Annotated in this window: 23 protein-coding genes and 1 pseudogene; 13 read left to right on the forward strand and 11 right to left on the reverse strand. The window is 72.1% G+C overall.

Translation table 11 applies throughout. From position 1 onward, the window contains the following. Positions 1–89 precede the first annotated feature (89 nt). Genes ACIQUT_RS32250 through ACIQUT_RS32265 form a run of 4 tightly spaced genes read left to right on the forward strand, consistent with a single transcriptional unit; the run spans position 90 to position 5643 of the window. On the forward strand, positions 90–401 hold the full coding sequence (locus ACIQUT_RS32250) for a phosphopantetheine-binding protein (protein WP_403568169.1): 312 nt from the start codon (positions 90–92) through the stop codon (positions 399–401). A gap of 4 nt (positions 402–405) precedes the next feature. After that, positions 406–2640, forward strand: a complete 2235-nt coding sequence (locus ACIQUT_RS32255) for a penicillin acylase family protein (protein WP_403568171.1) — start codon at positions 406–408, stop codon at positions 2638–2640. A 1-nt stretch (position 2641) separates the two neighbouring features. Next, complete coding sequence (locus ACIQUT_RS32260; protein WP_403568172.1) at positions 2642–4396, forward strand: amino acid adenylation domain-containing protein; 1755 nt, start codon at positions 2642–2644, stop codon at positions 4394–4396. Next, positions 4393–5643: a cytochrome P450 gene (locus ACIQUT_RS32265; RefSeq protein WP_403568174.1), complete on the forward strand. Its 1251-nt coding sequence runs from the start codon at positions 4393–4395 to the stop codon at positions 5641–5643. The genes ACIQUT_RS32260 and ACIQUT_RS32265 overlap by 4 nt, the downstream gene beginning before the upstream one ends. Here the strand turns inward: ACIQUT_RS32265 and ACIQUT_RS32270 are convergent. Together ACIQUT_RS32270 and ACIQUT_RS32275 are read right to left on the reverse strand one after the other, a co-directional pair. Then, on the reverse strand, positions 5606–6364 hold the full coding sequence (locus ACIQUT_RS32270; RefSeq protein ID WP_403568176.1) for a thioesterase II family protein: 759 nt from the start codon (positions 6362–6364) through the stop codon (positions 5606–5608). The genes ACIQUT_RS32265 and ACIQUT_RS32270 overlap by 38 nt on opposite strands. A 73-nt stretch (positions 6365–6437) precedes the next feature. Further along, entirely contained in the window at positions 6438–7202 is a 765-nt protein-coding gene (locus tag ACIQUT_RS32275) for a 4'-phosphopantetheinyl transferase family protein (protein ID WP_403568266.1), read from the reverse strand. 140 nt (positions 7203–7342) lie between these two features. Here ACIQUT_RS32275 and ACIQUT_RS32280 point away from each other — a divergent pair, with 140 nt between their 5' ends. Continuing rightward, the gene (locus ACIQUT_RS32280) at positions 7343–9049 is read left to right on the forward strand and encodes an ABC-F family ATP-binding cassette domain-containing protein (protein WP_403568178.1); all 1707 of its coding nucleotides are present in this window, start codon (positions 7343–7345) and stop codon (positions 9047–9049) included. A 148-nt stretch (positions 9050–9197) separates the two neighbouring features. On the opposite strand, the gene ACIQUT_RS32285 is transcribed toward ACIQUT_RS32280, so the two are convergent. From ACIQUT_RS32285 to ACIQUT_RS32295, 3 genes are all read right to left on the reverse strand, one after another. After that, entirely contained in the window at positions 9198–10457 is a 1260-nt protein-coding gene (locus ACIQUT_RS32285) for an MFS transporter (protein ID WP_403568180.1), read from the reverse strand. An 87-nt stretch (positions 10458–10544) separates the two neighbouring features. Beyond that, complete coding sequence (locus ACIQUT_RS32290) at positions 10545–11480, reverse strand: NAD-dependent epimerase/dehydratase family protein (protein WP_403568182.1); 936 nt, start codon at positions 11478–11480, stop codon at positions 10545–10547. Positions 11481–11765: 285 nt separating this feature from the next. Beyond that, entirely contained in the window at positions 11766–12875 is a 1110-nt protein-coding gene (locus tag ACIQUT_RS32295; protein WP_403568184.1) for an FAD-dependent monooxygenase, read from the reverse strand. Between the two features lie 165 nt (positions 12876–13040). Here ACIQUT_RS32295 and ACIQUT_RS32300 point away from each other — a divergent pair, with 165 nt between their 5' ends. From ACIQUT_RS32300 to ACIQUT_RS32315, 4 genes are all read left to right on the forward strand, one after another. Then, positions 13041–14021: a TetR/AcrR family transcriptional regulator C-terminal domain-containing protein gene (locus tag ACIQUT_RS32300; RefSeq protein ID WP_403568186.1), complete on the forward strand. Its 981-nt coding sequence runs from the start codon at positions 13041–13043 to the stop codon at positions 14019–14021. 445 nt (positions 14022–14466) lie between these two features. After that, positions 14467–15915 carry an ATP-binding protein gene (locus tag ACIQUT_RS32305; protein ID WP_403568188.1) on the forward strand — a complete coding sequence of 483 codons (1449 nt, stop codon included), beginning with the start codon at positions 14467–14469 and terminating at the stop codon, positions 15913–15915. Continuing rightward, positions 15912–17003 carry a tetratricopeptide repeat protein gene (locus ACIQUT_RS32310; protein WP_403568190.1) on the forward strand — a complete coding sequence of 364 codons (1092 nt, stop codon included), beginning with the start codon at positions 15912–15914 and terminating at the stop codon, positions 17001–17003. Before ACIQUT_RS32305 ends, ACIQUT_RS32310 begins: the two co-directional genes overlap by 4 nt. A gap of 491 nt (positions 17004–17494) precedes the next feature. After that, positions 17495–17899 (forward strand): transglycosylase SLT domain-containing protein, encoded by a 405-nt coding sequence (locus ACIQUT_RS32315; protein WP_403560098.1) that lies wholly within the window; start codon positions 17495–17497, stop codon positions 17897–17899. Positions 17900–18019: 120 nt separating this feature from the next. Here the strand turns inward: ACIQUT_RS32315 and ACIQUT_RS32320 are convergent. The 4 genes and pseudogenes from ACIQUT_RS32320 to ACIQUT_RS32335 form a co-directional block, all read right to left on the reverse strand. Beyond that, positions 18020–18235, reverse strand: a pseudogene (locus ACIQUT_RS32320) (2'-5' RNA ligase family protein); the annotation flags it as partial. Between the two features lie 48 nt (positions 18236–18283). Continuing rightward, positions 18284–18826: a GNAT family N-acetyltransferase gene (locus tag ACIQUT_RS32325; protein ID WP_403568192.1), complete on the reverse strand. Its 543-nt coding sequence runs from the start codon at positions 18824–18826 to the stop codon at positions 18284–18286. Positions 18827–18928: 102 nt separating this feature from the next. Next, positions 18929–19051 (reverse strand): hypothetical protein, encoded by a 123-nt coding sequence (locus ACIQUT_RS32330; protein WP_403568194.1) that lies wholly within the window; start codon positions 19049–19051, stop codon positions 18929–18931. Between the two features lie 48 nt (positions 19052–19099). After that, positions 19100–19375: a hypothetical protein gene (locus ACIQUT_RS32335; RefSeq protein ID WP_403568196.1), complete on the reverse strand. Its 276-nt coding sequence runs from the start codon at positions 19373–19375 to the stop codon at positions 19100–19102. Positions 19376–19901: 526 nt separating this feature from the next. Here ACIQUT_RS32335 and ACIQUT_RS32340 point away from each other — a divergent pair. Further along, on the forward strand, positions 19902–20129 hold the full coding sequence (locus ACIQUT_RS32340; protein ID WP_403568198.1) for a PASTA domain-containing protein: 228 nt from the start codon (positions 19902–19904) through the stop codon (positions 20127–20129). A gap of 261 nt (positions 20130–20390) precedes the next feature. Further along, a complete protein-coding gene (locus ACIQUT_RS32345; RefSeq protein WP_403568199.1) occupies positions 20391–21533 on the forward strand; it encodes a hypothetical protein in 1143 nt (380 codons plus the stop codon). Between the two features lie 72 nt (positions 21534–21605). Here the strand turns inward: ACIQUT_RS32345 and ACIQUT_RS32350 are convergent, their stop codons facing one another. Beyond that, complete coding sequence (locus tag ACIQUT_RS32350) at positions 21606–22301, reverse strand: SDR family oxidoreductase (protein WP_403568201.1); 696 nt, start codon at positions 22299–22301, stop codon at positions 21606–21608. 199 nt (positions 22302–22500) lie between these two features. On the opposite strand from ACIQUT_RS32350, the gene ACIQUT_RS32355 reads away from it, so the two are divergent. Continuing rightward, positions 22501–23304, forward strand: a complete 804-nt coding sequence (locus tag ACIQUT_RS32355) for a LysR family transcriptional regulator (protein WP_403568268.1) — start codon at positions 22501–22503, stop codon at positions 23302–23304. A gap of 137 nt (positions 23305–23441) precedes the next feature. After that, positions 23442–24083 carry an RICIN domain-containing protein gene (locus ACIQUT_RS32360; RefSeq protein WP_403568203.1) on the forward strand — a complete coding sequence of 214 codons (642 nt, stop codon included), beginning with the start codon at positions 23442–23444 and terminating at the stop codon, positions 24081–24083. A 207-nt stretch (positions 24084–24290) separates the two neighbouring features. Here the strand turns inward: ACIQUT_RS32360 and ACIQUT_RS32365 are convergent, their stop codons facing one another. After that, entirely contained in the window at positions 24291–24848 is a 558-nt protein-coding gene (locus tag ACIQUT_RS32365) for a DUF3291 domain-containing protein (protein ID WP_403568204.1), read from the reverse strand. Between the last annotated feature and the right edge of the window lie 405 nt (positions 24849–25253).

The following is a 25253-nucleotide window of genomic DNA, read 5'->3' on the forward strand; positions in this document are numbered from 1 at the left end:
CGCTGGACGATCAGCCCGCCGACCACTCGCCACGAGACCCCGGCGCAGGCCCGCCGGCCGGCGAACCCCCGCTCGCCCCAGGAGGCACAGTGGACCGAGACCGACTGCCAGCGGCCGCCGAGGAAGCGGCCGGGCAGCCGCGTACCCCGACGGAGGCCCTGGTCGCCGACGTGTTCGGCGAGCTGCTCGGCAGTCCGCCCGCCCGACGGGACGCCGACTTCTTCGAGCTGGGCGGCCACTCGATGCTCGCCGTGCGAGCGGTGCACGAGATCGCGGAGAGGACGGGGACCGAGCTGGAGCTGGAGACGTTCTTCGACCTGGGGACGGTCGAGGACATCGCGGCCGAGCTGGACCGCCTGCCGGCCGCCGACGGGCGCGCGACGCACGAAGGGGAGATCTGAGCCGGTGGTGACGTCCTGCTCCGCCCACCGGCCCAGGTACGGGCGGCTGTGGCGGCTGCCGACCGCGCGGGTGGTGGGCGCGGCGGCCGCCGCCGCGGGGACGCTCGCCGTTCTCGCCGGTCTGCTCGCTCCGCCCTGGAGCCCCTGGCTGGTGGTGGCGCTCGCGACCGTGGCGCTCGCCGGGTACCTGCGGCGGAACCGGGCCCGCGTCGCCGTCGAGGTGCGCATGGCGCGTGCGCTCGTCGCGTCCCGGCCGGACTGCGGCGGCGCCGCGCTGCCCGGCCTCGTGGCCGAGGCGCGGGCGGAGGTGCAGGGGGACGGAGTGACCCGGATCGAGGCCGCGTCGTGGCCGGACGCCGTACGCGCGCTCGGCTTCGCCATGGGCCGCGACCGGGGCTTCCACCTGGATCTGATGCGCCGTACCGCGGCCGGGCGCCTCGCCGAGGTGTGGGGCAGGACCGCCGTGCCCGTCGACGAGCACTACCGCAGGCTCGGGTTCGCCGGGGCGGCGAAGGCGGCGGCGAAGGAGCTGGAGGCGCCGGAACGGGATCTGCTCACGGCCTTCGCGGACGGCGTGAACGCGGCGCTGGCCCACCGGCCGTTCGAGACCCGGTTCCTGTCGTACCGGCCCCGCGCGTGGAGCGTCGAGGACAGCCTGCTGATCGTGCTCTCGACGTTCCACGGGCTGTCGTGGAACGAGCAGGACAAGCGGGCGGAAGCCGTGGTGCGGCGGGCGTTCCCCGAGGACGTCGCCGCGTTCTTCCTGCCGGGCGGCGGAGGCGTGCCCGACGGGCTGGCGCGGTTCCGCGGTGCCGGCGACGACCTGGTCACGGTGGACAAGGCCGTCGCCGGGTCCAACTGCTGGGCGACGGGCGACCGGCTCGCCTGCGATCCGCACCTGCCGCTGGCCATGCCGAACCTCCTGTACGAGGTCGACCTGGCGTGGCCGGGCCGGCGGGTGCGCGGGCTCGCCGTGCCGGGCCTGCCGGTCGTGCTCACCGGAACCAACGGGCACATCGCCTGGGGCATCACGAACCTCAGCGCCGATGTGCTCGACCTCGTGCCCGCCGGCGGGACCGAGGAGCGCACGGAGCGCATCCGGGTGCGCGGCGGCCGGCAGGTGGAGTGCCGCACCGCCTGGACGGGCCCGCTGCCGGTGTCCCCCCGGACGCTGATGGGAGAGCGGGTCGCGGTGCGCTGGACCGGGTACGATCCGCGGGCCTGCGACCTGAAGCTCCAGCGGCTCGCGCATGCGGTGAGCGTCGAAGAGGGCGTCGAGGTGCTGGAGGAGGCCGAGGGCATCGCGCTCAACGTGCTCATGACGGACTCGGCCGGACACATGGCGCACATGGCGACCGGACTGCTGCCCCGGCGGCCGGGCGAGGGCCACTTGAGCGGGGCCCAGCGCCCCCGGTCCGTCGACCCGGCGGACGGGGTCCTGGTGTCCGCCAACGACAGCGCGTTTCCCGAGGACCCGTTCCGGATCGGGTACGACAGCGATCCCGGCTTCCGCGCCCGGCGGATCCGGCAGGTGCTGGCCGAGGGCGCCCGGGACATGCATGCCCTGCAGCACGACACCGCAGCCGAGCTGTACGAGCCGTACCGCGAGATCGCGGTGCGCGTCCTGCAGGGGCGCGACGACGGCACGGCCGCCCTGCTGGCCTCGTGGGACGGCACGTCCGGCGCCGACTCCCGTGCGTTTGCGCTTTTGGTGCGGTTGAGGGAGGTGCTCGCACGACGGGTGCTGTCGCCGTTCTTCGCCTCGTGCCAGGAGCTGGAACCGGGCTTCCGCTACGCCTTCCGCTGCGTGGACCGGCCGCTGCTCGCGGTCCTGCGGTCCGACGACCCCTCGGTGCTGCCTCCCGGTCTGGTCGAGGAGTGCGTCGACGAGGCCGTCGCGGGCGGACTGCCGACGTGGGGCGAGGTCAACCGGGTGGGGCTCGACCATCCGCTCGCCGCCCTGGTGCCGTGGGCGGCTCCGCTGCTGGGCATCGCGGCGACGCCCCAGCCGGGCGCGCTGCACACCGTCCGGACGTGCGTGCCGGGCTTCGCGGCAGCCGGCCGTGCCGTGGTGTCGCCGGACGGCGACGCCTCCTTCGAACTTCCGGGGGGCCAGTCCGGCCACCCGTTGAGCATCCACTTCGCCGACCGCCACGGGCGGTGGTCGAACCCCGCCGCCGCGGCGCGCCCGCGGGGCACGGCGTGCACGTTCGTGCTTCGGCCTGGAGAGAGGAACTGACATGCCCACACTGACGACCATCCCGGAGCTGTTCGCCGCGCAGGTGCACGACCGGCGGCACGAGGTCGCCGTCGTGTCCGGCGGATCCACCGCCACCTTCGGCGAACTGGACGAGCGCTCCGACCGGATCGCCGCCTGGCTCGTCGCGCACGGCGTCGGCGCGGAGGACGTGGTCGCGGTCGAACTGGAACGCGGCCACGACCTGATCGCGGTGCTGATCGGCACGCTGAAGGCCGGCGCGGCCTACCTCCCGCTGGAGGCCGGGATCCCCCAGGTGCGCCGGGACAGGCTGGCAGCTGCCGCCGGCGCGGTCGCGGTCGTGTCCGCAGGCGACCGCACCGCGGACGAGGGGCTGCGGGTGCTGGCGTTGGACGGCATGGGCGAGCACCCCCCGCTCGCGGCACGGCGGGTCCACCCGGACGGCCTGGCGTACGTCAGCTTCACCTCGGGATCGACCGGGCTGCCCAAGGGCGTCGCCGTGCCGCACCGGGCCGTCGTGCGGCTCGTCCGGGGCGGGTTCGCGGACCTCGGACCGGACGAGACGTTCCTTCAGCTGGCGCCCGTGTCCTTCGATGCGTCGACGTTCGAGATCTGGGCGCCGCTGCTCACCGGTGGGAGGCTGGCCATCCACCCACCGGGCCCGCTGGTGTCCGAGGAAGTCGTGGCGACCCTGGCCGACCAGGAGGTCACCACGCTGTGGCTGACGGCCGGCCTCTTCCACCGCATGGTCGACCACCACCTCGACGACCTCGCCGGGCTGCGCCAGCTCCTCGCGGGCGGCGACGTGCTGTCGGTCGACCATGTCAACCGGTTCGTGGCGCGCCACCCGTCGATCCGGCTGATCAACGGATACGGGCCGACCGAGAACACCACCTTCACCACATGCCACACGGTCCCCGGCCCCGTTGCGGGTTCCGTGCCGATCGGCCGTCCCCTCCGGGGCACCGGCGCACGGGTGCTGGACAAGGCGCTGAACCCCGCGGAGACGGGGGAGCTCTACGTCACCGGCGCCGGACTGAGCCGCGGGTACGTCGGGCAGCCGTCGGCGACCGCGGTCAGCTTCGTCCCCGACCCGTTCGCCGAGGTACCGGGCGCGCGGATGTACCGCACCGGCGACCTCGTGCGGCAGACACCGGACGGCATCGACTTCCTCGGCCGCGGCGACCGCCAGGTCAAGATCAGGGGCTTCCGCGTCGAGCCGTCCGAAGTGGAGCGCGAGGTCGCCGCGCTGCCCGGAGTGGGCCAGGCCGTCGTGGTCGCGCGGCGGGACGGCACCGGCGAGAACGGGCTGACCGCGTACCTGCTGCCCGCCCTCGACGAGGACGAACCGGAGTCCCTGCCCGCACGCGTGCGCCGGACGCTGCGGACGACCCTGCCGGCGGCGATGATCCCCGCCGCCTTCGTGACGGTCGACGAGTTCCCGATCACCGCCAACGGCAAGATCGACCCGGCGGCACTGCCGGACCCGGGGCGGGTGCAGCGGGACGCCGACAACGAGTTCGTCGCCGCGCGGTCGGCGACCGAGCAGCTGGTGTGCGACCTGTGGGCCGAGGCACTCGGCCTGGACCGGGTCGGCGCGCTGGACGACTTCTTCGAGCTGGGCGGGAACTCGCTGCTCGCCATGGACCTGATCAGCCGCACCGAGCTGGTCTTCGGCGTGGAGCTGCCGATCCGCGCGCTGCTCCACCACCCCACCGTGGAGGAGTTCACCGGCGCCATCGGCGAGCTGCTCGGCACAGAAGGCGTCGCACGATGAGGATCACCGTCCCGGAATCGGCCGTGTCCGTCGAGGACATCGACCTGTACGACCCGCACACCTTCAGCGAGGGCGACCCCCACGCGATCTGGCGGACCCTGCGCCACGAGGAACCCGTCTTCTGGCAACAGCTCCCCGACGGGCGCGGGTTCTGGTCGGTGACGAAGTACGACGACGTGTGCCGGGTCCTCGGCGACCACGAGTCGTTCACGTCGTCGCGCGGCGCGATCCTGAAGATGCTGGGCACCCCGGACCCGGCGGGCGGCAGGCAGATGGCGGTGAGCGATCCGCCGCGGCACACCCACGTCCGCCGCCCCCTCTACCAGCTGATGACCCCGTCCGCGCTGCGCCCCCGGATACCGGAGATCCAGGCGGCGGTACGGAAGCTGCTGGCGCCCATGACGTCCGGCGACACCTGGGACATGGGCGTCGCGATGACGGCGCTGCCCATGATCGTGTCCGGGGTCCTGATGGGGCTGCCGGAGGAGGACCACCCGGACCTGGTGCGCAGCGGGTTGATGACGGTGGCGCCGGACGACGAGGAGTTCCAGGCCGGCGGCAGCGCCGAGGCGACGCTGCACCAGGCGCACCACGACCTGTTCGCCTATTTCGCGGCCCAGGTGCGCAGGCGCCGCCGCAACCCGCCGCCGGACCTCGCCGACAGCGACCTGATCGGCAGGCTGATGACGCTGCGCGTCGAGGGGAGCAGGCTCAGCGAGGGGGAGATCGTCTCGAACTGCTACAGCCTCCTGCTCGGCGCGAACGTCAACACCGGGCACGCCGTGTCCGCCGCGATCCTGAAGCTCCTGGACTCTCCCGAGCAGTACGGGAAGTGGGCGAACGACAGGTCGCTGCTCAAGCCGGGCATCCGCGAGGCGCTGCGCTGGTCGTCCCCGGTCGTGCACTTCCTGCGCTATGCGGTGGAGGACGTGGAGATCCGCGGACGGAAGATCCGCAAGGACGACGGCGTCGTCGCGTGGATCCCTTCGGCCAACCGCGACGAGGACGTGTTCACCGACCCGTTCCGCTTCGACGTGGGCCGCAGGCCGAACCGCGAGATCGCGTTCGGCTACGGCCCGCACCGCTGCATCGGCGCCGTCGCCGCGCAGATCACCCTGGAGCTGACGCTCCGGGAGATCTTCGACCGGGTCGAACGTTTCGAGCAGGCCGGCGCCGTCGAGCACCTGGTCTCGAACTTCACCGCCGGGATCAAGCACTTCCCGGTGAAGGTGACAGCCCGGTGCTGAGCACGTCCAGCAGTGCCGGAGGGGCGTGCAGGAAGTCGTAGTGCCTGCCCTCCAGCAGCACGTGGCGGCAGTCGTCCGACCACGCCTTCCAACCGCCCATGAGGTCCATCGGGATCTCCCGGTCCTCGGTCCAGCCGATGACCGTGATCCCGGACGGCAGTACCACCGGGTCCGCCCGGTGGTACTGCCGGTTGGCTTCGAGGTCCTGGCCGAGCAGCCCGAGTCCCAGCTGCACCAGCCGGGGGTCCGGGGTGCCGCCGAGACTGGTGATCAGCTCGCTCAACTGCTCGGCCAGCTCGTCGTCCTGCATGTCCAGGAACCGCCCGTACGGCCCGTCCTGCGGGGCCACCTGGGACGAGATGAACAGCCGCTCCGGCGTGGGCAGCCCCGCCTCGTGCAGCTGTACGGCCAGCTCGACGCCGGGGAGCGCGCCCCCGCAGTGGCCGAAAAAGGCGAACGGCTTGTCCAGGAACGGCGCCAGACAGCCGACGAGATGACGCGCGAGTTCCCCGTAGGTGCCGTAGTGCGGCTCCCGGATGCGGTTCTCCCGGTGCGGCAGCTGGACCAGGCACACCTCGACCTCACCGATGCGGCGGGGCCAGCGGTGGTACATGGAGGCGCCGCACCCCGAATACGGGAAGCAGAAGAGCCTGGCGGCAGCTTCGGGGTCGGGCTTGCGCAGCAGCCACTTCGGTTCCTTGACACGTCGAGGCTCGGTCATACACCGACGTTACCCCCATACCGCAGAGGCAGCAGGGGAGTTGGCCGTCGTTGGCCGATTGCTTACGAGCACCTCACCCGCTGCCGGCCCCCGCGGCGTCCGCGTCCGCATCGGCGTCCGCGTCCGCATCCGGGTCCGCGGCCGCGGCCACGGCCGCGCTGAACCCGTCCCCCACCTCCACGTCGTGGATGCGCCATCCGTCGGGCTGTACGGAGCCTGCCGGGTCGGCCCCGAGCCGGTCGTGCCCCAGCCCGCGCGCGAGCCCGGTTCCCAGCCCCTTGAAGTACGCCTCCTTGCGGACCCAGATGCGGCAGAACGCGCCGGCCCGCTCGGCCCTCGGCAGCGCCGCCAACTCCTCGCGCTCCCGGGGATGCAGGGCCGACGAGACGTGCGCGACGGTGGCCGGGGCAGGCGCCCGCTCGACGTCCACGCCCACGGGCACCGCCGCGAAGGCGATCAGGGCGCGGCCCCGCGTGTAGGACAGGGAGAAGTGCACGGCGTCGCCGCTCACGCAGGGGCGCCCGTGCGGACCACCGCAGCCCGGGCAGGGACGGCGCCCCAGCACGACCTCCCCCGGGTCGACGCCGAGCTGCCCGCCGAGCAGGACGCGCAGCGCGACGTGGGCCGCCACGTACGCGTCCCGGTCCTCCCGGTGCCCAAGCCCCGCCGCGCGCCGGCGTTCCGCCGGGTCGAGCACTCCGTCGGCCAGGGCGTGGGCGGCCGGGGCGAACGCCCGGGTCGGCACTTCCCACAGCCGGGGCTCGCCGCCGGGCGGGGGAGGGAGCCGGTGTGCCGAGGGCACGCCGAGCAGCAGCGCCGGCCGGAGCCTCGGCGGCATCGTCGTCACGGGACCACCGTAGCGACGGCCGCGGGCCGGTGGTCAACGGCCGCGGGCTGCCGAGCGCAGAAATCCCCACGAAGGCCTCAGAGGTCTCTTGTTATCGTGCGGCCCATTGAGCTGAAGAGGCAGGAGAAGACATGGGTCACATCGATGTCAACCGGGTGTCGTTCCATCTTCCCGACGGCCGCCCCCTGCTGGCCGACATCACTTTCAAGGTGGGCGAGGGTGACCGCGTCGCACTGGTCGGGCCCAACGGGGCCGGTAAGACCACCCTGACCAGGATCATCACGGAGGAGATCGCAGCCCATGCCGGGGCGGTCACGTACGGCGGGCGCGTCGGGGTGATGACCCAGTTCGTCGGCGGATTCCGGGACGCCCGCACCGTGCGGGACCTGCTCCTGTCCGTGGCTCCGCCGGGCATCCGCGAAGCCGCCCGGAAGATCGAGGCGAGCGAGCTCGCCATCATGGAGCGGGACTCGTACGAGGAGCAGATGGCCTATGCCCAGGCGTTAGCCGACTGGGCCGAGGCCGGCGGCTACGACCAGGAGACGCACTGGGACGTCGTCACGACCGCGGCCCTCGGCCTCCCCTGGGAGGAGGCCCGGTTCCGGAGCGTCAACACGCTGTCCGGGGGCGAGCAGAAGCGGCTGGTCCTGGAGACGCTCCTGAGGGGGCAGGAAGACGTCCTCGTGCTGGACGAACCCGACAACTACCTCGACGTCCCCGGCAAGGAGTGGCTTGAGGAACAGCTGTTGAAGACGGACAAGTCCATCCTCATCATCAGCCACGACCGCGAACTGCTCAGCCGGGTGCCGACGAAGATGGTCACCCTGGAGCCCGGGGCGGCCGGAGCGCGGGCATGGACGTACACGGGCACCTACGCCACCTACGACGAGGCGCGCGAGCAGCGCAACGAGCGGCTCGACGAACTGCGCCGGCGCTGGGACGAGGAGCACGCGAAGATCAAGGGATTGATCGTCATGTACCGGGAGAAGGCGAAGTACAACTCGGACATGGCATCGCGCCTGCGCGCCACGGAATCACGCCTCCAGCGGTTCCTGGCCGCCGGCCCGCCGGAGGCCATCCCCGTGCCGCAGAGGATGCGGCTGCGGCTGGAGGGCGGACGGACCGCCAAGCGGGCCGTCGTCGCCGAGGACCTCGAACTCACCGGACTGATGCGGCCGTTCAGCACCGAGATCTGGTTCGGCGAACGCGTCGGGATCCTCGGCGGCAACGGATCGGGCAAGTCCCACTTCCTCCGTCTGATGGCGTGCGGTGGCACCGACCCCGACGTCGAGCACCAGCCCGTCAGCACCGTCAGGCCCGAGCCGGTGGAGCACGGCGGCCGGATCCGGCTCGGGTCGAGGGTACGGCCCGGATGGTTCGCCCAGACGCACCAGCACGCGGGTCTGCACGGCCGCACCCTGCTCGACATCCTCCACCGCGGCGACGAGCACCGCGCCGGGCGGGACCGCGAGGAGGCCGCCCGTGCCGTGGACCGGTACGGACTGGCCCGCTCCGCGGAGCAGACCTTCGACTCGCTCTCGGGAGGCCAGCAGGCCCGGTTCCAGGTCCTGCTGCTGGAACTGAGCGGCGCCACCCTGCTCCTGCTCGACGAGCCGACCGACAACCTCGACCTCCACTCGGTCGAGGCGCTCGAACAGGCTCTGTCCACCTTCGAGGGAACGGTCGTGGCGGTCACCCACGACCGCTGGTTCGCCAAGGGGTTCGACCGCTTCCTCGTCTTCGGCGAGGACGGCCGGGTGCGGGAGTCGGCCGAGCCGGTATGGGACGAGGGCCGCGTGCAACGCCCGCGCCCGTCCGCCCGGAAGACGAATCCGTGACGTCACGGCCCGGGCCGGGCGCGGGGCGCGGACGGCTGCGGCCAGGCGGCCTGACCGCTCATGCCGTTCACTGCTCAGCGGCAGCGCGATGCACAGGCACGCGCACTCTTCCACGCCGGGCAGAAGACTCCTGACACCTACGCCCCGGTCATCCCGCCACTTCCGCAGCAACACCCGGCTGCGGCCGGGTCCGCATGCCCCAGCGGGCAAGGGACGGGCCGGCAGCACCCAGCGCCGCGAAGAACAACGCCAGCAGCAGCCAGCCCGCCGTGCCGAGGCCGAGCACCACCGTGGTGAGGAGCGCGGGGGCGAGGGCCTGGCCCGCGCTGAAGCCGAGGCCGAGGACACCTTGGTACTGACCCTGGGCATGGTCGGGGGCAAGACCGAAACCCAGGGCGAAGCCCGCCGAGGACTCCCATACCTCTCCCAGGCTGTGGACGAAGATCGCGGCCAGGACCAGTCCTGCCGCCGCCCAGACAGGGGCGTACGCCGCCAGCGCCATCGCCGGGCAGCTGACGAGGAAGAGCAGCCCCGCGGTGCGAAACGCCCTGCCGCCGTCCTGCGGGGTTTCGATACGGGAGCCGATCCTGGTCTGCATCAGTACGCAGAAGGCGGCATTGACGGCGAACAGTGCGGCCACCGTCCAGCGCGGTGCCTCGGTGTGCTCGGAGATCCAGATCGGCAGGAGCAGGGAGACCACCGGGTACTGCAGTCCCATGGCCCCGTAGAGGGCGGTGAACGCCAGGAACGGGCGGTCCGTGAAAGCGAGCCAGCGATGCTGCTGCGGCGGTGCTGCCAGCACCGGATACCGGGGCAGCCGGAGCAGGAGCAGCGCGCACAGGGCGAAGCTCGCCGCGTTGCCGAGGATCAGCGTGACATAGGCGCCGCGGGTTCCCGCGGCCAGTGCCAGCCCGGCACCCACCGTTCCGAGAATGACGCCCAGGTTGACGAAGGTGCGCAACTTCGCCCGGAACACGGCGGGGCGATCACCCCCGACCCGCGCCACCAGAGCGCCCCAGGCCGCCCCACCGGCCGCCGCGGCGATCTGGTCGACCGTCGCGAGGATCGTGAGCGCGGCCCAGCTCTCGACGAGGACGAGGGCCGCCATCGACACCGCCTGGACTGCGAGGGCCAGCATCATGATCGTGCGCGCCCCGCGCCGGTCGGCGAGATGCCCTCCGGGTACGCCCGCGCACAAGCCGATCACTCCGGCGATGGTGAGCGCGGCGCCGACCTGCACCGCGGGCAGGCCCACGACCAAGGTGAAATAGAGCGCCGACGCCGCGTTGAACAGACCGTTGCCGACCCGGTTGACGAAACTGGCGGCGATCAGTACGCGCTCCGGCCTGCTGTCCCCCACCATGCGGCCTATGCGGCCTATTCGGCTTGCCGGGCTGCTCTTGATCATGGACGGCAGGCTAGCAGCGGTCGCAGAACCACCGCAGTGGTACCAAGAACGCGTGCCCTGATGGCGACGCGAGCGGAGTCCTGCAACTCATGCAGAGAACCTCGAGCCTGCGGGCGCGGCCATCCCGGCCCGGTGGTCCCGGTGGTGCGGGGTCCAGGCCAGCTCGCGGGCGGCCTTCGCGTTGGATACCCGCAGCGTGGTGTCCAGCATCAGGTCGCCCAGGTACGGCACCGCCGTGCGCAGCGCCCAGCCCGGCAGCCGCAGTCCCGGCCGACCCTGCCGGGCCGCTGCCGCGACCTCCCCGAACCGGGCCGGCCGGTCGTCCACGATGTTGTACGCCTCGCCCGCCCGGCCGTGTTCCAGCGCGGCAAGGGTGCCGGCCACGGCGTCTTCGACGTGGATCCACGACATCACCCCGCCGCCGCTCAGCGGCACCGGCATCGGCCGGCTGCCCGGCGTCGGGTCGAACCAGGTGCCCGGCCCGTAGAACAGCCCGTACCGCAGCGCCGTCCCGGCCACGTGATCCGCCGAGAACAGCCGTTCCTCCGCCTCCACCAGGCCGGTGACCACGTGGTCGGCAACCGTGCCGCCGTAGACCCCGAACGGGTCCTCCTCGGTGATGAACCGCTCCCCGTGGTCCCGGTACCCGTAGCCCAGCACCAGGGATTGGGTGAGGAACCGGCGGGCCCCGAGCTCCCCCGCCGCCTCCAGCAGATTCGCCGATCCCGTCGAGCGCAGCACATTGGTCGGATTGTCCGCCGTGAGCTTGCGCGACGGCGCCTTCATCGCGGTCAGCTGGTGGATCACCGCGTCGGCCGCCAGCCCCTCCACGGCCTTCAGCAAGCCGTCCCGGTCCAGCGCGTCCGCTCGCACCGGCGTCGCCCCGATCGCACGCACCGCCGCCGCGGACCCCTCGGACCGAGCCAGCGCCAGGACGTCGTACCCCGCCCCGACCAGCGCCCGGGTCAGCGGCTGCCCGACCGCCCCGGTCGCCCCCGCCAGCAGCACCCTCGTCGCGCCCATACCAGCCTCCCGAATCGGGCCCCTCGACCCCTTGTCCGTCTCGACACCCCATAGACAGGAGGGCCCCCGGGAACGTGACACATCAGATGTGTGTCCGTCGTCACACCCCGGACGGTTCTCCCCGGGGACGCAGTTCGTCGCCCGGACCGGGTGTCGGCCGGACCGGTCCCGGGCAGGCGCGGGCGTACCCGAAGGAGGTGCGGCCATGGCAGGCAGCATGCGGGACAAGCGGCCCGGAAGCCCGGGCACGCGGCCTACGTGGAGCGGGGAAGCCGGCTCAGGGGGTCAGCTGTCCAGTGCGAATGCGTTCTTGGCGTGCGCGACGGATTCCTCCGAGGCGGGCCCGCCGGGGTTCTCGGTGGCCAGGGCCTGGTTGAGGGTGACGAAGGGACGCATCCGCTGCTCGTAGTCGGCGTAGGCGGTGCGGTGGTCGCCGTTGGCCCGGGCAAGGCAGTCGGCCAGCGCGTGGGCGCCCACGAGGGCCAGGCTGGTGCCCTGACCCGAGAGGGGGGAAGGGCAGTAGCCGGCGTCTCCGAGCAGGGTCACCCGGCCTCGCGACCACTGGTCCATGCGGATCTGGGCCATGGCGTCGCAGTAGAAGTCGGGTGCCTTCCGGGCGGCCTCGGCCAGGCGGGCCCCTTCCCAGCGCATCAATGCGAGCTTGTCCACGACGAGCTGCCGGAGGGCACCGCCGTCGCGGCGGTCGAGGGTGAGGGGGGCGGACTCGAAACCGAAGGCGATCCTGAGTTCGGTGTTGTCGCGTACGGGCATGATGCCGAAGCCCGCGTCGCCGTCCCGCAGCCACATCTGCCAGTCGTCCAGGGCGAGGAAGTTGTCCGCGCTGAACACCGAGAGGTAGCTGCCCAGGTGGTGGGCGAAGCGCTCCTCCGGACCGAAGGCCAGGCGCCGTACGGTGGAGTGGAGGCCGTCCGCCCCGACCACGAGGTCGAAGACGCGGGACGGCCCGTGCACGAAGTCGACGCGCACGCCGGTTGCGTCCTCGTCGAGGCCGGTGATGCTGTTGCCGAAGAGGTACTCGACGTCGGCGCGGGTGTGCTCGTACACCATCCGTACCAGATCCTCGCGCAGCACCTCGATGTCTTCGCTGTCGAGCCGGCCGCTGCTGAAGGTCGCCTCGGTGGAGCGGTCCACCTCATGGCCGTCGGGGCCGAGGATCGACATGCCGCGCATCCGGGTCCGTACGCGGCTTGCCTGTTCCAGCAGGCCCATCCGCTCCACGACTTCGAGTGCCACGCCGCGGATGTCGACGGCCTGACCGCCGGGGCGCGGGCCCGGGGCGTGTTCGACCACGGTGGGCGCAAAGCCGTGGCGGCGCAGCCAGTAGGCGAGAACGGGGCCGGCGATTCCGCCGCCGGAGATGAGTACGGTGTGCATGGGAAGCCCTCCAGTGCTTTGTACGCTGTACGCATCCTGAACGTACGTCGTACGCGCAGCGGTCTCAACTGGCCGAACTCCGAACCTGTACTAGGGCAGATGCCTCTCCTTCGGCGTTGTGGCTGCTACCTTCTGCACTAGTACAGGACAGGAAGGTGGCAGGACGTGACGAAGGCCACAGGAGCAGCCGGCAGTCCGCCCTATCTGCGCATCGTCGCCGCGATCCGGCGGCGCATCGCGGAGGGTGAACTCGCCCCCGGTGACCGGGTTCCCTCGACCCGGCAGATCGCCGGGGAATGGGGCGTCGCACTCGCCACCGCCACCAAGGCCCTGACCACCCTGCGCCTGGAGGGACTTGTCGAGGCCCGGCCCCGGATCGGCACGGTGGTCGCCGAAACCGCCCCCGCCGCCCCCGCGGCCCCCGCCGCGCCGGCCCGCAGGCGCCCGTCGCACGCCCTGCACCCCGAGGAAGAGCTGAGCCTCGACCGGATCGTCCGCGCCGGCATCGAGATCGCCGACGCCGAAGGGCTGTCGGCGCTCACCATGCGCGGTGTCGCGGCCCGGCTCGGCGTCGCGGCGATGTCGACGTACCGGTACGTCCCGAGCAAGGAAGACCTCGTCCTGCACATGGCGGACGCCGCGTTCGGCGAGGAGTCCTACAGCGCGGACGCCCCCGAGGATTGGCGTACCCGCATCGAGCTGGGCGCCCGGGCCCTGTGGAGCCTGTACCGAAAGCACCCGTGGCTGGCCCACCTCGGCTCCCTCACACGCCCGTTGCTCGTACCCAATCTGATGGTCCACGGCGAGTGGTTGCTGGGTGCCCTCGACGGCCACGGCCTCGACCCCACCACTCAGTTCGACATCCACGTCCTGCTCTACAGCCACGTCCAGGGCCTGGCGGTGCACCTGGAGATGGAGGCGCACGCCGAAGCCGCCACGGGCCAGTCGGAAGACCAGTGGATGGACAGCCGCGCCCCCGCCCTCCTGGAACTGGTGGAATCCGGCCGCTTCCCGACCTTCGCGAAGGTGGTCGGAGCCTTCGAGGACGGCTACGACCTGCGTCTCGACGCGCTCTTCGAGTTCAGCCTCACCACACTCCTCGACGGCCTGACTCCCGTCATCGAAGGCCGGGGAGGCGTCGCGTAGGCGCACGGAAACCCGCACGCCTGCACTGCGGACGCAGTGCGCGAGCCCTACCGCCGCGACGGGCGCCCCGGCCGACACGTTCGGCAGCCCGGGCCTCGGCTGACGGAGCGTCGGCCGACGCCCCGGGAGGGGAACCGGCCCGGCCCGGCCCGGCCCGGGCGGAGGCGGTACGCGTAGCCGCCCGGGCTGCGGCGGCCTCGTACCGCGTGGGGTGGGGTGATGAGGGGCAGCCGATGCCGTTCCGCCCGCCGGCGCACGGCAGTTGCCCGAGCGGCCACCACCGGCGCTGCGGCCGCCTGCTCAGCACCGCGCCGCCCGCGGCCCGGACCTCCTCCGGGCATACGGTGAGTGGAGGTCAGGATGCCGTGCGGAGCGCTGGGTCGGGCTCGGAGCCGCTGCCGAACCTGGTCGACGGCGGTGCCGGGCCGGTCCGTAGGGTAGGGCCATGCCCGACGAAACCACCCGAACCGACAGCGGTCCCGCGCCGGCCGAGTCCCCGCTGATCGGCAGCCTGCGCGCAGCCGTCGCCGCAGCGCCCCTGGACGTACCCCTGCGGCTGCACCTGGCCGAGCTGCTGCTGGATGCCGGGCACGGTGACGCTGCCGTGGCCGAGGCCGCCACCGCCCTCACCCGAGCGCCCGGTGACGCGCAGGCGCGGGCCCTGATGGTGCGGGCCATGGGCGGTCCGGCGCCGGCAACCCCTGCCGGGCAGCCCGCGCCTCCCGCCGGGCAGCCCGCGCCTCCCGCCGCGGCTCCCGCCGGGCAGCCCGCGCCTCCCGCCGCGGCTCCCGCCGGCCAGCCCGCGCCTCCTGCCGCGCCCCCCGCCGGGCAGCCCGCGGCTCCCGCCGCCCCCGCCGGGCAGGGGGCCCGTGGGTTCGACTGGGCGGCCGCCCAGCAGGAGCTCGGCGACGCGGTCCCGCCCCGGTTCGCGGCGGTGCCCGACACCGACGCGCAGGAGGATCCGCTCGCCGCCGACGGCAGCGGAGACCCCGGGCGGGCGCGTGCGTACGACGTGGACGCACCCGGCGGCCCCCGGGCGGTGCGCCTGGCGGACGTCGGCGGCATGCGGGAGGTCAAGGACCGGCTGGAGGCCGCCTTCCTCGCGCCCATGCGCAATCCGGAACTGCGCAGGCTGTACGGGAAGAGCCTGCGCGGCGGGCTGCTGCTGTACGGGCCGCCCGGCTGCGGCAAGACGTTCATCGCCCGGGCCGTCGCCGGGGAGCTCGGCGCGAACTTCGTCTCCGTGTCCATCAACGACGTCCTCGACATGTGGGTCGGCAACTCCGAGCGCAACATGCACGAGGTGTTCGAAACCGCCCGCCGGCAGGCCCCCTGCGTCGTCTTCCTCGACGAGCTGGACGCGCTCGGCGCCAAGCGCAGCCGCACCCACCACAGCGGCATGCGCAACACCGTCAACCAGCTCCTGACCGAGCTGGACGGCGTCGCCGACGCCAACGACGGCGTGTTCGTGCTCGCCGCGACCAACGTCCCCTGGGACGTGGACATCGCGCTGCGCCGCCCGGGCCGGCTCGACCGCACGCTGCTCGTGCTGCCGCCCGACGGACCGGCCCGCGACGCGATCCTCCGCTACCACCTGCGGGACCGCCCCATCGAGTCGGTCGACCTGGGCAGGCTCGTCAAGGCCACCGAGGGCTTCTCCGGCGCCGACCTGGCCCACGTGTGCGAGGGCGCGGCCGAGGCGGCGCTGCTCGACTCCGCCCGCACCGGCACCGTACGCCTGATCAACACCAAGGACCTGCTGGGCGCCGCGAAGGCGATCCGGCCGTCCACCGAGCCGTGGTTCGCGGCGGCCCGCAACGTGGCGATGTTCGCCAACGAAGGCGGCACGTACGACGAGCTGCTCGCCTACCTGAAGAAAGCACGGAAGCTGTGACCGCACTCACGCACCCGCTCGTCGAGCAGGCGGACGCCCTGATCCAACTCGACCGCTACGACGAGGCCCGGACCCTGCTCGGACGGCGGCTCGCGCAGGACCCGGCCGACGTGGACGCCTGGGTGAGGCTCGCCCACTGCCACCTGACGGCCCGCGAGTTCGAGGAGGCGCTCACCGCCACCGGCGAAGCGCTGGCCCTCGCCCCGGAGACGTACGAGGCCCACTACATACGCACCTACGCGCTGCGGCGGACGGGCCGCCCGGACGAGGCGCTGGCCGAAGCCCACGAGACGATCCGGCTCGACCCGCAGAGGTGGAAGGGCTACGCCGCCCTGTCGGAGGCCCTGGGCGCGTGGCAGCCCCGCTGGCCCGAGGCGCTCGAACCCGCGCGGACCGCCGTGCGGCTCGCACCGGACTCCGCGAGCGCCCACTACGCACTGTGGAAAGCCGGGCTGATCAACGGCCGCTCGGACGTGGTGCGGCAGGCAGTGGCCGACGTCCTGCGGATCGACCCGCACGACGCGTGGGCGCTCAACGAGCGGGCCTCCCAGGCCGGATGGGAAGCTTCCGATCCGCCGCTGAGGGGCGCCGGCGCCAAGCTGCCGGCCGCCGCAGACGCCTATGCCACCGCGCTCGCCGCCGACCCGCAGGACAGCGGGCTGCGCAGGGACCTGGACAAGGCGGTGTTCCGGATGCTGCGCGGCACCCGGTGGCTCGCCGTGCTCTGCCTGCTGATGGCCGCCGTCGCCGGGCGGCTCTTCCCGACCGGCGACGCCCCGACGGCCCTTCCCGCCCCGCTCGGCATCCGGCTCTACGCGCTCGCCCTGATGGCTGCCGTATGGGGCTTCGGCGCGTGGCGCCGCTACCGGAAGATGCGCAGCGGCGTGCGGCTGAGCCTGTGGGCGCTGGTCCGGCAGTTCGGCTGGGCGCGGCTGATCCTCGCCCAGGCGGCGTGGGTCACGCTGACCGCCGTCGTCATCGTGGCCGTGCCGTGGTCCGAGCGGCTGGTGCCGCAGGTGCTGTTCTGGGTGGCGCTGGTGCCGACGCTGCTCACGGCGTGGTTCGAGCGCGCGGCGATGCGGTCGTGACCGGACACGGCGGGCGTGAGTCCCGGCTCCGGGCCGCTTCGCGGCGTGCGGGCGGTCACAGGAGGACAGCCTGCAGCTCGCCGTTTCCTTCGATTCAGGGGCCGGAAGTGGGCCGGGACACACCCTGAAAAAGGTACAAGCGGCCACAGAAGGTGACATTTGGGCCCTCCGGCGGTGAGGCGCCCCACAGGACCCACGTCACATACGGCCCGCCCTAGTAGCCCGCGCGGCACCCGCCGCCCCCGCCCCGAACCCCCTCCCGCCTGCACGGACCCGACCACCCGCGGCACCCCGCGGACCACCCCGGCCTACGAGGCCCGGTAGCAGGAGGGGGGCTTTGCCAGGGCGGCGGCGGCCTGGCTAACTGGTGTTGTCGCCGAGGCGGCCGGGGCGCACAGCCCCCCGCCGGGACGAACCCCTCCACCCCGTGAGTGGCTCACGCATGCCTCCGGCATGCCGCGACCGACCTTGTCCCCTACGGAAGGCCCTCCGTGTCCAACACCGTCATCCGCCGCATCGCCGCTTCCAAGAAGACCCTCGCGGGTACCGTGATCGGCCTTGCCGCCGCCGGTTCCATGCTGGCCGCCGTTCCGGCCCAGGCCGCGCCCACGAGTGCCAAGGCGATCGCACAGCAGATGATCAAGGACCCGGCCCAGTTCGCCGCCTTCGACAAGATCGTCTCCCATGAGAGCGGCTGGAACCACACCGCCACCAACGCCTCCTCCGGCGCGTACGGCCTGGTCCAGGCCCTGCCGGCGTCGAAGATGTCCTCCGCCGGCACCGACTGGAAGACCAACCCGGCCACCCAGATCAAGTGGGGCCTGGACTACATGAACGAGCGCTACGGCTCCCCGGTCGAGGCCTGGAACTTCTGGCAGGCCAACCACTGGTACTAAGCCGCCAGCGGACAGCAGACACACGCCACACGCAGACGCCCAGCCGGGACCCCGGCCGGGCGTCTTTCGCGTGTACGCCCCCCATGGCCCGATCTCGGCAGACCGGCTGCCGGAAGGCGGAGCCTCAGGCCAACGATCAGCGACCGCCTCCGTGAGCTGCCGCAACGGCGTGTCGGGCTCGAAGACGAGATACAACGCTTCGGGGAACCGCCCGCATCTCTCGAACCGCAGGTCAAAGGCCGGGTGGCTGCCCGCCGGGTGGCTGCCCAGCACGTCCGCGCGTGCAGAGCGGACGAGCGCATCGATGCGGCTCTCGTCGAGGAACGGGAAGAGCACGGTGACAGTGAGCGCTCGGTACGGTGCTCGTCGTGGAGGTGAGGAGGGTCAGGGGCGGTCCAGACCCCATGTCTGCAGGGAGTACGGTCGTCCCTTCTCCTCACCCGTGATCAGCGGCACCTCGAGCAGTCTGAAGCCCGCCTTGGTGGCCACGGCGACGCTGGCCGCGTTCTCGGCCTCCAGCTCCAGGATCACCTGCTCCGCGCCCAGCTGCTCGAAGGCGTACGGGGCCATCACCCGCACGGCCCGGACCGCCAGCCCCTGACCGCGGTGCGCCGGGCCGACCGCGTAGCCGATTTCGGTGCCCTCGGGGGCGCGCCGCAGCATCACCTCGCCGAGTGGTGCGCCGCCGTCAACGGTGATCGCGAGCAGGATCGCCGTGCCCGCCGCTCGCAGCTGCCGGTCCCGGTCAAGCCGTGCGAGGGCGGCCGCGGCGTCGAAGGGCGACACGATCGGCGTCCAGTACGCGATGTCGGGGTGGTCGAACAGCTCGGGCATCACGGCCAGGTCGGCCTCCTCCCAGTCACGAAGGACGAGTCCCTCTCCCGAGAGTTCGATCCGCTCGGGAAAGGACGACGTGGTGCCGGTCATGGTGGGGGACCTCCTTGGCCTGTTCACGACGAGGCAGGATATCCGGAAGGCATGCGAAGGATCACGTCGTCAACCGCCTCTACTGACGGCCCGCACCGCCACCTACCGCATGGAAGCGGCCCCGCCGATGGGCGGGGCCGCGACCTCCTTGGCGAGCTTGACCATGACCCTCGGCGCCGGGACCACGGCCCCGGCGGCGAGAACGGTGCGTGTGCAGGACCCCAACGTCGGACCGGCTTCCTTCCCTTGCTCGACCGGCCGGAGACCAGGGCTCTACCGGTCGTTGTCCTCGACCCAGATGTAGAGGGCGAACCTGTTCCTGCCGGAGGCCGGCGTGCAGTAGGCGGGGCCGGCATAGGAGGCCGCCAGCGAGTAACAGGTCGACTCCGAGTAGACGCCGTCACGTACCCAGCGGCCCCGAACGGTCTCCGCCGCTTCTTCCGCTGCGGCGCCGGCCTGGGAGGGTAGGGGCGTTGCGTGTGCGGTGGCTCCGCCCGCCAGTACGGCGGCCGTCAGGGCGAAACCGGTGAACAGCAGTCGTGCGCGCACAGGTGTTCTCCTTTGTTGTCGGTGAGTTTCCGAGGCAAATGGCCTGGAGGAGCCGCACGCCGTCGGCGCGGTCACGCCGGGGCCGGGCGCCGCCCAGCTTTGCCGCGAGCCGACGGGGCGGGCAAGCGAATGGACTGTCCCGGACAGTCCGGCGGCGTTCCGCCTGGTCATCGGTGCCTGTCCGGCGCCGTCCGGACGGCGCCGGACAGGCACCCATGCCGGAGTCGGATTTCCCGCGGGACACCACCGAGGCCGGGAGCGTCACAGGACCGTCACAACGCCCGCATCGCGCCGGCACTGCGGCGAGCATGTTCCGATGCGGACACACCACGTCATTCCCATGGTCGCGGGCGCCCTCCTTGCCGTCACCGCCTGCACGACACAGCCTGCGGACACTGGCACGGACAAGCCCGGCCCCGCCGCGTCCTCCCCCTCTTCCTCCTCCTCTTCCTCGTCCACCGGATCACCGCAGCCGAGCAGCCCGAGCACCGGAGGAGCGACTCCCTCGGCCTGGACGGGCACTCACATGCCGAAACTGGTCGGCAGGTCGCTGAAGGACGCGCGCGCGGCGCTGCCGTCCGGTACGAACATCGAGGTCCAGGACCTGAGTTCGCAGGGCCGTACCGCCGCCGACGAGAGCGGCTGGCGCGTCTGCTTCCAGTCCCCGGCCGCCAGCACGCCGCTCGACAACAGCACGCCGGTGACGGTCAAGGTCCTCAAGTTCGAGGAGAACTGCCTCCAGCCTCCAAGCTGAGCCGCCGCGAGCTCGGCGTCCCGTGTCCCGGCGGCGGTGACGGACGACGTGTTTGTGGCCGACGGCCCACTGTTTGGTCGATCGGAACTGACGTACAAGTGGGGGCTGTGCAACCCGGTCGGCCCGTGCTCGGGGAGGGCACAGCGGTCTGCCGAACCGTCCTCGTCCCGATCGTTCACTTCAGGGGGCATCATGCGCCTACGTGTACGTGTACGTGTACGTGTACGTGTCTGGATTCTGGTCGCCGCGGGCCTGCTCGTCGTGGGCGCCGCTCCGGCGTCCGGAGCCGACACGCCGTCGGCCGCGTCGGCGGCGGGGTCCGTACGGTACACCGTGCAGGACCTCGGCACCCTGGGCGGCACCCGCAGCAAGGCGACCGCCATCGACGGCAGCACGGTCGTCGGGAGCTCACTGACGAAAGGCGACGCCACCGAGCACGCCTTCGCATACGACCTGCGCCGGCGCACCATGACCGACCTCGGCGCGCTGGGTCACTCCAGCCGGGCGACCGGTGTGGAGGGGGACTACATCGTCGGGGAATCAGACCTCTCCGCCGACGGTCCGACTCACGGGTTCGCCTACGACGTCCGGACCCGCCGGCTCGTCGACATCGGCACTCTCGGCGGCAGCAGCACCCGCATCACCGGCCTCGACGGCGACACCGTGGTGGGGACGTCGTCGCTGTCCGGCGACGTGGCCAGCCACGCGTTCGCGTACAGCCTGCGCACCCGGACCATGACCGATCTCGGCAGCCTCGCCGGGCCGTCGGGCAACAGCACCGGGGCGGCCGTCAGCGGTGCCGTCGTCGTGGGCAGCTCCTCCCTGCCGGACACGCCCGCCACCACGGTGCACGGGTTCGCGTACGACCTGCGCACCCGGACGATGACCGACCTCGGCACCCTCGGCGGACGCACCAGCACGGCCAACGACATCAGCGGTTCGACCGTGGTCGGTCAGTCTCGAACGGTCGGCAACGGCCTCACCGGATACGCCTACGACCTCCGCACCGGCATCCGCACGGACCTGGGGTCCCACTTCCTGACCGCGCAGCTGATCAGCGGGAGCACCGTGGCCGGCGGTGACGGCCTGCTCGCCAGCTCGTTCGACCTCGTGACGCACAAGAGTGCCGTGATCGGCTCCGGGCGGGGTGTCACCGAGGTCAAGCAGATCGCCGGGAACCTCATGGTCGGTGACAACTTCGCCCCCAACTCCTTCGCCTTCGTCGCCCGCGTCGACAACGGCGACTTCACCTATCTCCCCTCCCTCGGCGGCCTCAACTCCTCCGCGAGGCAGGCCAACCGCCACGGCGTCGTCGCAGGCAGCGCAGCGCTTCCGTCCGCTGACCCGGGCACGGCCAACGGCCCTTTCCATGCCGCCGTCTGGGTGCCGCACCCGGTGGCGTAGCGGAGCGATGCCGCGCCGGCGCCCGCCGGCGTCAGCCGCCCGCCGGCCGGCAGGCCCGCAGGGACCGCGGGGCTACCAGGGCACGACCTGTCCCTTGTGGTCGAGGAAGTGGAGGCCGCGCTGTCCCCAGTGGCGTTCGATCGTCTCCGCCACCCCGGGAACGCTCTCCTCGACACTCAGATCGGCGTCGGGTCCGCCGAGTTCGGTGCGGACCCAGCCCGGGTCCATGAGCAGCAGCGTCCGCGAGCTGTCGGCGTGGCGGGCGGCGTAGCTGCGCATCAACTGGTTCAGCGCGGACTTGCTGGCCCGGTACAGGTCCTGCCCGCCTTCGGTGTTCAGGGCGATGCTTCCCTGATCGGAGGACATGACGCCGATGGTCCCGGCCGGCGCGACGAGCGGGCCGAGAAGTTCCACGACGCGCATCGGGCCGAGCGCGTTGGTGATCATGACCTCGGTGAACATGTCCGTCGGAACATCGCCGATCGGGATGTCGCCGCGTGTGATGGCGGCGTTCACGAAGAGCAGGTCGAGAGTGTGCTGCGCCAGCCGGTCGCGCAGTGCCGCGATCTGCTCCGGCGCGGTCATCTCCAGCGATTCGACGGTCAGCCGCCCTCGGGATGCTTCGGCCAGATCGTGGAGGCCGGTCCGCTGCCTGCCGCGGACGGTGCCTATGACGTCCCAGTCGCGACGGAGGAACTCGGCGGCGAGCCCGAGGCCCAGGGTACGCGAAGCCCCGATGACGAGGGCTGTCCTGCGGGTGCCGTTCATGTGGTTCCTCTCAAGGCAGGGGGGTCAGGACTGTTGCGAGGCGTTGGCCGGCGACCGTCCGCCGGCGGAAGGCCGCACCGGAACCGGCTGTCGAAGTCGACGGTCGGAGCGAGGGCTGCGATCACGCCGCAAGTCTGCGAGGGGTTCGGGCGGACGTCCAATACCCTTCGGACCGCATTGATACCGTTACGGCATGGATCTGGATCTGGATCTGCGAAAGCTCCGCTACTTCGTCGCGGTGGCCGAGCACCTGCACTTCGGCCGGGCAGCACAGGCGCTGTACATCGCGCAGCCGGTCCTCAGCCGACAGATCCGCGCGTTCGAGCAGGAGTTGGGCTGCACGCTGTTCACGCGGTCCACGCGCAGCGTCGAACTGACTCCCGCGGGGAAACGGTTGTACGACGAAGCACCAAGGATCACCACGGCGGTGGACGCGGCTCTGCAGCGCGTGCACGCGGCCCAGCGGGGCGAGCAGCGGCTCGCCGTCGGCTTTTCGCCGGGCCTACGCGTCTCCGAGGCGATCCGGGCGTTCACGGCGAGCCACCCGAAGGTCGGGATCGATGTCATCCCGCTGCACTGGTGGGAACGGGACGCGCCGCTGCGCGATGGCCGCGCGCACGTCGGGTACCTTCGACGTCCCTTCGACGACGCGGGGTTGCGCACCATCCCCATCGGCCACGAGACCAAGGTGGCGTGCCTGCCCGTGACGCATCCGCTGGCCGGACGTCGCGCCCTCACGTCGGGTGACCTTGAAGGCGAACCGGTCCTCGACGGCCGGACGCGGCGGACTTCCTCTCTGGAGGAGAAGTTCGAGCTCGTCGCCTCCGGTCAGGGCATCGCGCTCGTCCCCGTCAGCATCGCGGGCTCGTACTCCCGCCCTGACCTCGTATACCTGGCAGTCACCGACGCCCTGCCCGTCGAAACCTGCCTGGCGGTACCGGAGGGCAGCTGCGCGGGCCCTGTGACGGACTTCCTCGACATCGCCACCGCAACGCTGCGCTGACCCCCCGGCGATCACGGACAAGGTCTGCCTTGGCCTGATCGGGGCTCACGCGCGCTCGCGGTTCCGTGTTGGGGTGGCCCCCGTACGGGAGTCGACCCGTACGGCACGGACCGACCACAGAGCAGCAAGGAGCGGACATGCCCCGCACCACACGTTGGCTCGCGGTGACCGCCGTGGCCTTCGCCACCGCCCTGGCCGGCACCTCCGCAGTGAGCGCGCAGACCCAGTCCGCGTCCAGGCCCGCGCCCAGGCCCGCGCCCGCGCCTGCCCCTGCCCCTGCCCCTCAGCCTGTGTACTGGACCGCACCCACCCCGGGCCTGGCCGCGCCCGCACCGCAGCGGCTGCTGAACATGCCCGTGCGCATCACCAGCGACTTCGCGAAGCGCCCCACCACCCAGTGCCTGGACGTCGACGCGAACGGCGGCGCCAACGGCACGGTCGTCCAGGTGTGGGCGTGCAATGGCACCAGCCAGCAACGCTGGTACCTCTGGAACAACGGCGCGTTGGAGAGCTACCGCTTCCCCGGCAAGTGTCTGGACGCCGATCTCAACGGCGGTGGCCGCAACGGCACCAAGGTGCAGATCTGGGACTGCAACAACACCCCGCAGCAGAGCTGGTCCCACCCGTCCGGCGACCGCGCGATCTACAACGCCCGCTTCCTCGGCGGCGGCAATATCGTCATGGACCGCGACGCGAACGTCTGGGGCAACGGCGCCCGCGTCCAGCTGTGGCAGAAGAACTTCCAGTCGCAGCAGTGGTGGGACGTCTGGCAGGACTGACGCCGGGCGCCCGATGCCCGGGGCCAGTGTCAGAAGGGGTACGCACGGTGGGCAGCCGGGCCCTTGCGCCGTACGGCGCAAGGGCCCGCCGGCCGCCGTCCTGGCGCAAGGCCGCATGCTTCCGCCGAGAGGCGCGCGCGGCCTGTCACCGGCCGCTTCACCGGTCCTCGGCTGTGCGCGGAGGCCGGCGGCGGGACCGGTCGAAGTTCAGTGAACCTGGTCGCTCTCGGGCCCGATGCCTTTGGTCCTGGTCGGAGTTCCGTCCGGGGCGAACGAGCGGTGGAAGGTGAAGGCGTGCGGCGCGGAGCCGTGGTCGTGGAGGTGCTCCAGCCTGGAAACCCCGTCCTGCCAGGTGGGTATCACGCCGTCGGAGACCCACCAGAACACGTAATTCGGGTGCTCTGTCCTCTCGAACCAGTCGTAACGCCTGTTCAGCGCCTCACGGTGCAGGCCGGTGTAGATGGCGTCGAAGGCGGGGCGCAGGCCGGTCCAGAGCGAGAGGGTCGTGGCCAGGGCGGTGGTTTCCACCGTACGGCCCTTGCCGTACCAGGTCGGTACGGCGAACTCTCCCCATGCACCCCAGTCCAAGTCGAAGTGTGAGCCCCGGTCGCCGTCCCCCGCTTCGGCATGAGCGAGGTATCCGGGGTGCCGGCTGATCTTCCGGTAGATGGCCTCGCCGCTGTCGTGCAATGCGCGCGTGAGAGGTGCGGGATCGGCGAGAGGTGACTTCAGGACGCCGAATGTGTACAGAGCAAGATGGGGCACGCGTCTCTCCCTGGTTGGGGGTGCCTGGTGCGGACCTGTGGACCCGGATTCTTTCCGGCGGCCTACGCACGGGGGCGAGGGGGTTCGTGGGGCGTGATCAACTCATCCCGTCGTGGACGGCTCAGCCTGAAGGAACCCCTGTGCGACCGTGGGCGACCGCCGAAGACCAGGTGAAGGTAGCTGCCTCTGCGGGCCGTGTCGAAGTTGCGTTTTCCCTGTCCACGTGGCCTCTTGCACAGGTCCTTGCGGGGGCCGGTGCGGTGGCGCTGCCCACCGTCGTGGACGTCCGCATCGGCCCGGCAACCGCGCAGGAGCACCCCCGCCCTGTCCGGGCAAGCGCAGCACGGCGGCAGAAGGGTTTCTGGTCGCCCTGCGCCGCCTGTCGCCTCGCCCTAGACTGGAACG

The sequence above is a fragment of the Streptomyces sp. NPDC090445 genome (genome assembly GCF_044769385.1).
Lineage (GTDB): Bacteria > Actinomycetota > Actinomycetes > Streptomycetales > Streptomycetaceae > Streptomyces.

Excerpts from the sequence above, each read along its gene's own strand:
- ACIQUT_RS32280 (WP_403568178.1), top strand. The coding sequence starts at position 7,343 with ATGGGTCACATCGATGTCAACCGGGTGTCGTTCCATCTTCCCGACGGC.
- ACIQUT_RS32275 (WP_403568266.1), bottom strand. The coding sequence starts at position 7,202 with ATGCCGCCGAGGCTCCGGCCGGCGCTGCTGCTCGGCGTGCCCTCGGCA.
- ACIQUT_RS32265 (WP_403568174.1), top strand. The coding sequence starts at position 4,393 with ATGAGGATCACCGTCCCGGAATCGGCCGTGTCCGTCGAGGACATCGAC.
- ACIQUT_RS32360 (WP_403568203.1), top strand. The coding sequence starts at position 23,442 with ATGCCCCGCACCACACGTTGGCTCGCGGTGACCGCCGTGGCCTTCGCC.
- ACIQUT_RS32295 (WP_403568184.1), bottom strand. The coding sequence starts at position 12,875 with ATGCACACCGTACTCATCTCCGGCGGCGGAATCGCCGGCCCCGTTCTC.
- ACIQUT_RS32260 (WP_403568172.1), top strand. The coding sequence starts at position 2,642 with ATGCCCACACTGACGACCATCCCGGAGCTGTTCGCCGCGCAGGTGCAC.
- ACIQUT_RS32325 (WP_403568192.1), bottom strand. The coding sequence starts at position 18,826 with ATGACCGGCACCACGTCGTCCTTTCCCGAGCGGATCGAACTCTCGGGA.
- ACIQUT_RS32270 (WP_403568176.1), bottom strand. The coding sequence starts at position 6,364 with ATGACCGAGCCTCGACGTGTCAAGGAACCGAAGTGGCTGCTGCGCAAG.
- ACIQUT_RS32350 (WP_403568201.1), bottom strand. The coding sequence starts at position 22,301 with ATGAACGGCACCCGCAGGACAGCCCTCGTCATCGGGGCTTCGCGTACC.
- ACIQUT_RS32305 (WP_403568188.1), top strand. The coding sequence starts at position 14,467 with ATGCCCGACGAAACCACCCGAACCGACAGCGGTCCCGCGCCGGCCGAG.
- ACIQUT_RS32285 (WP_403568180.1), bottom strand. The coding sequence starts at position 10,457 with ATGATCAAGAGCAGCCCGGCAAGCCGAATAGGCCGCATAGGCCGCATG.
- ACIQUT_RS32340 (WP_403568198.1), top strand. The coding sequence starts at position 19,902 with ATGCCGAAACTGGTCGGCAGGTCGCTGAAGGACGCGCGCGCGGCGCTG.
- ACIQUT_RS32290 (WP_403568182.1), bottom strand. The coding sequence starts at position 11,480 with ATGGGCGCGACGAGGGTGCTGCTGGCGGGGGCGACCGGGGCGGTCGGG.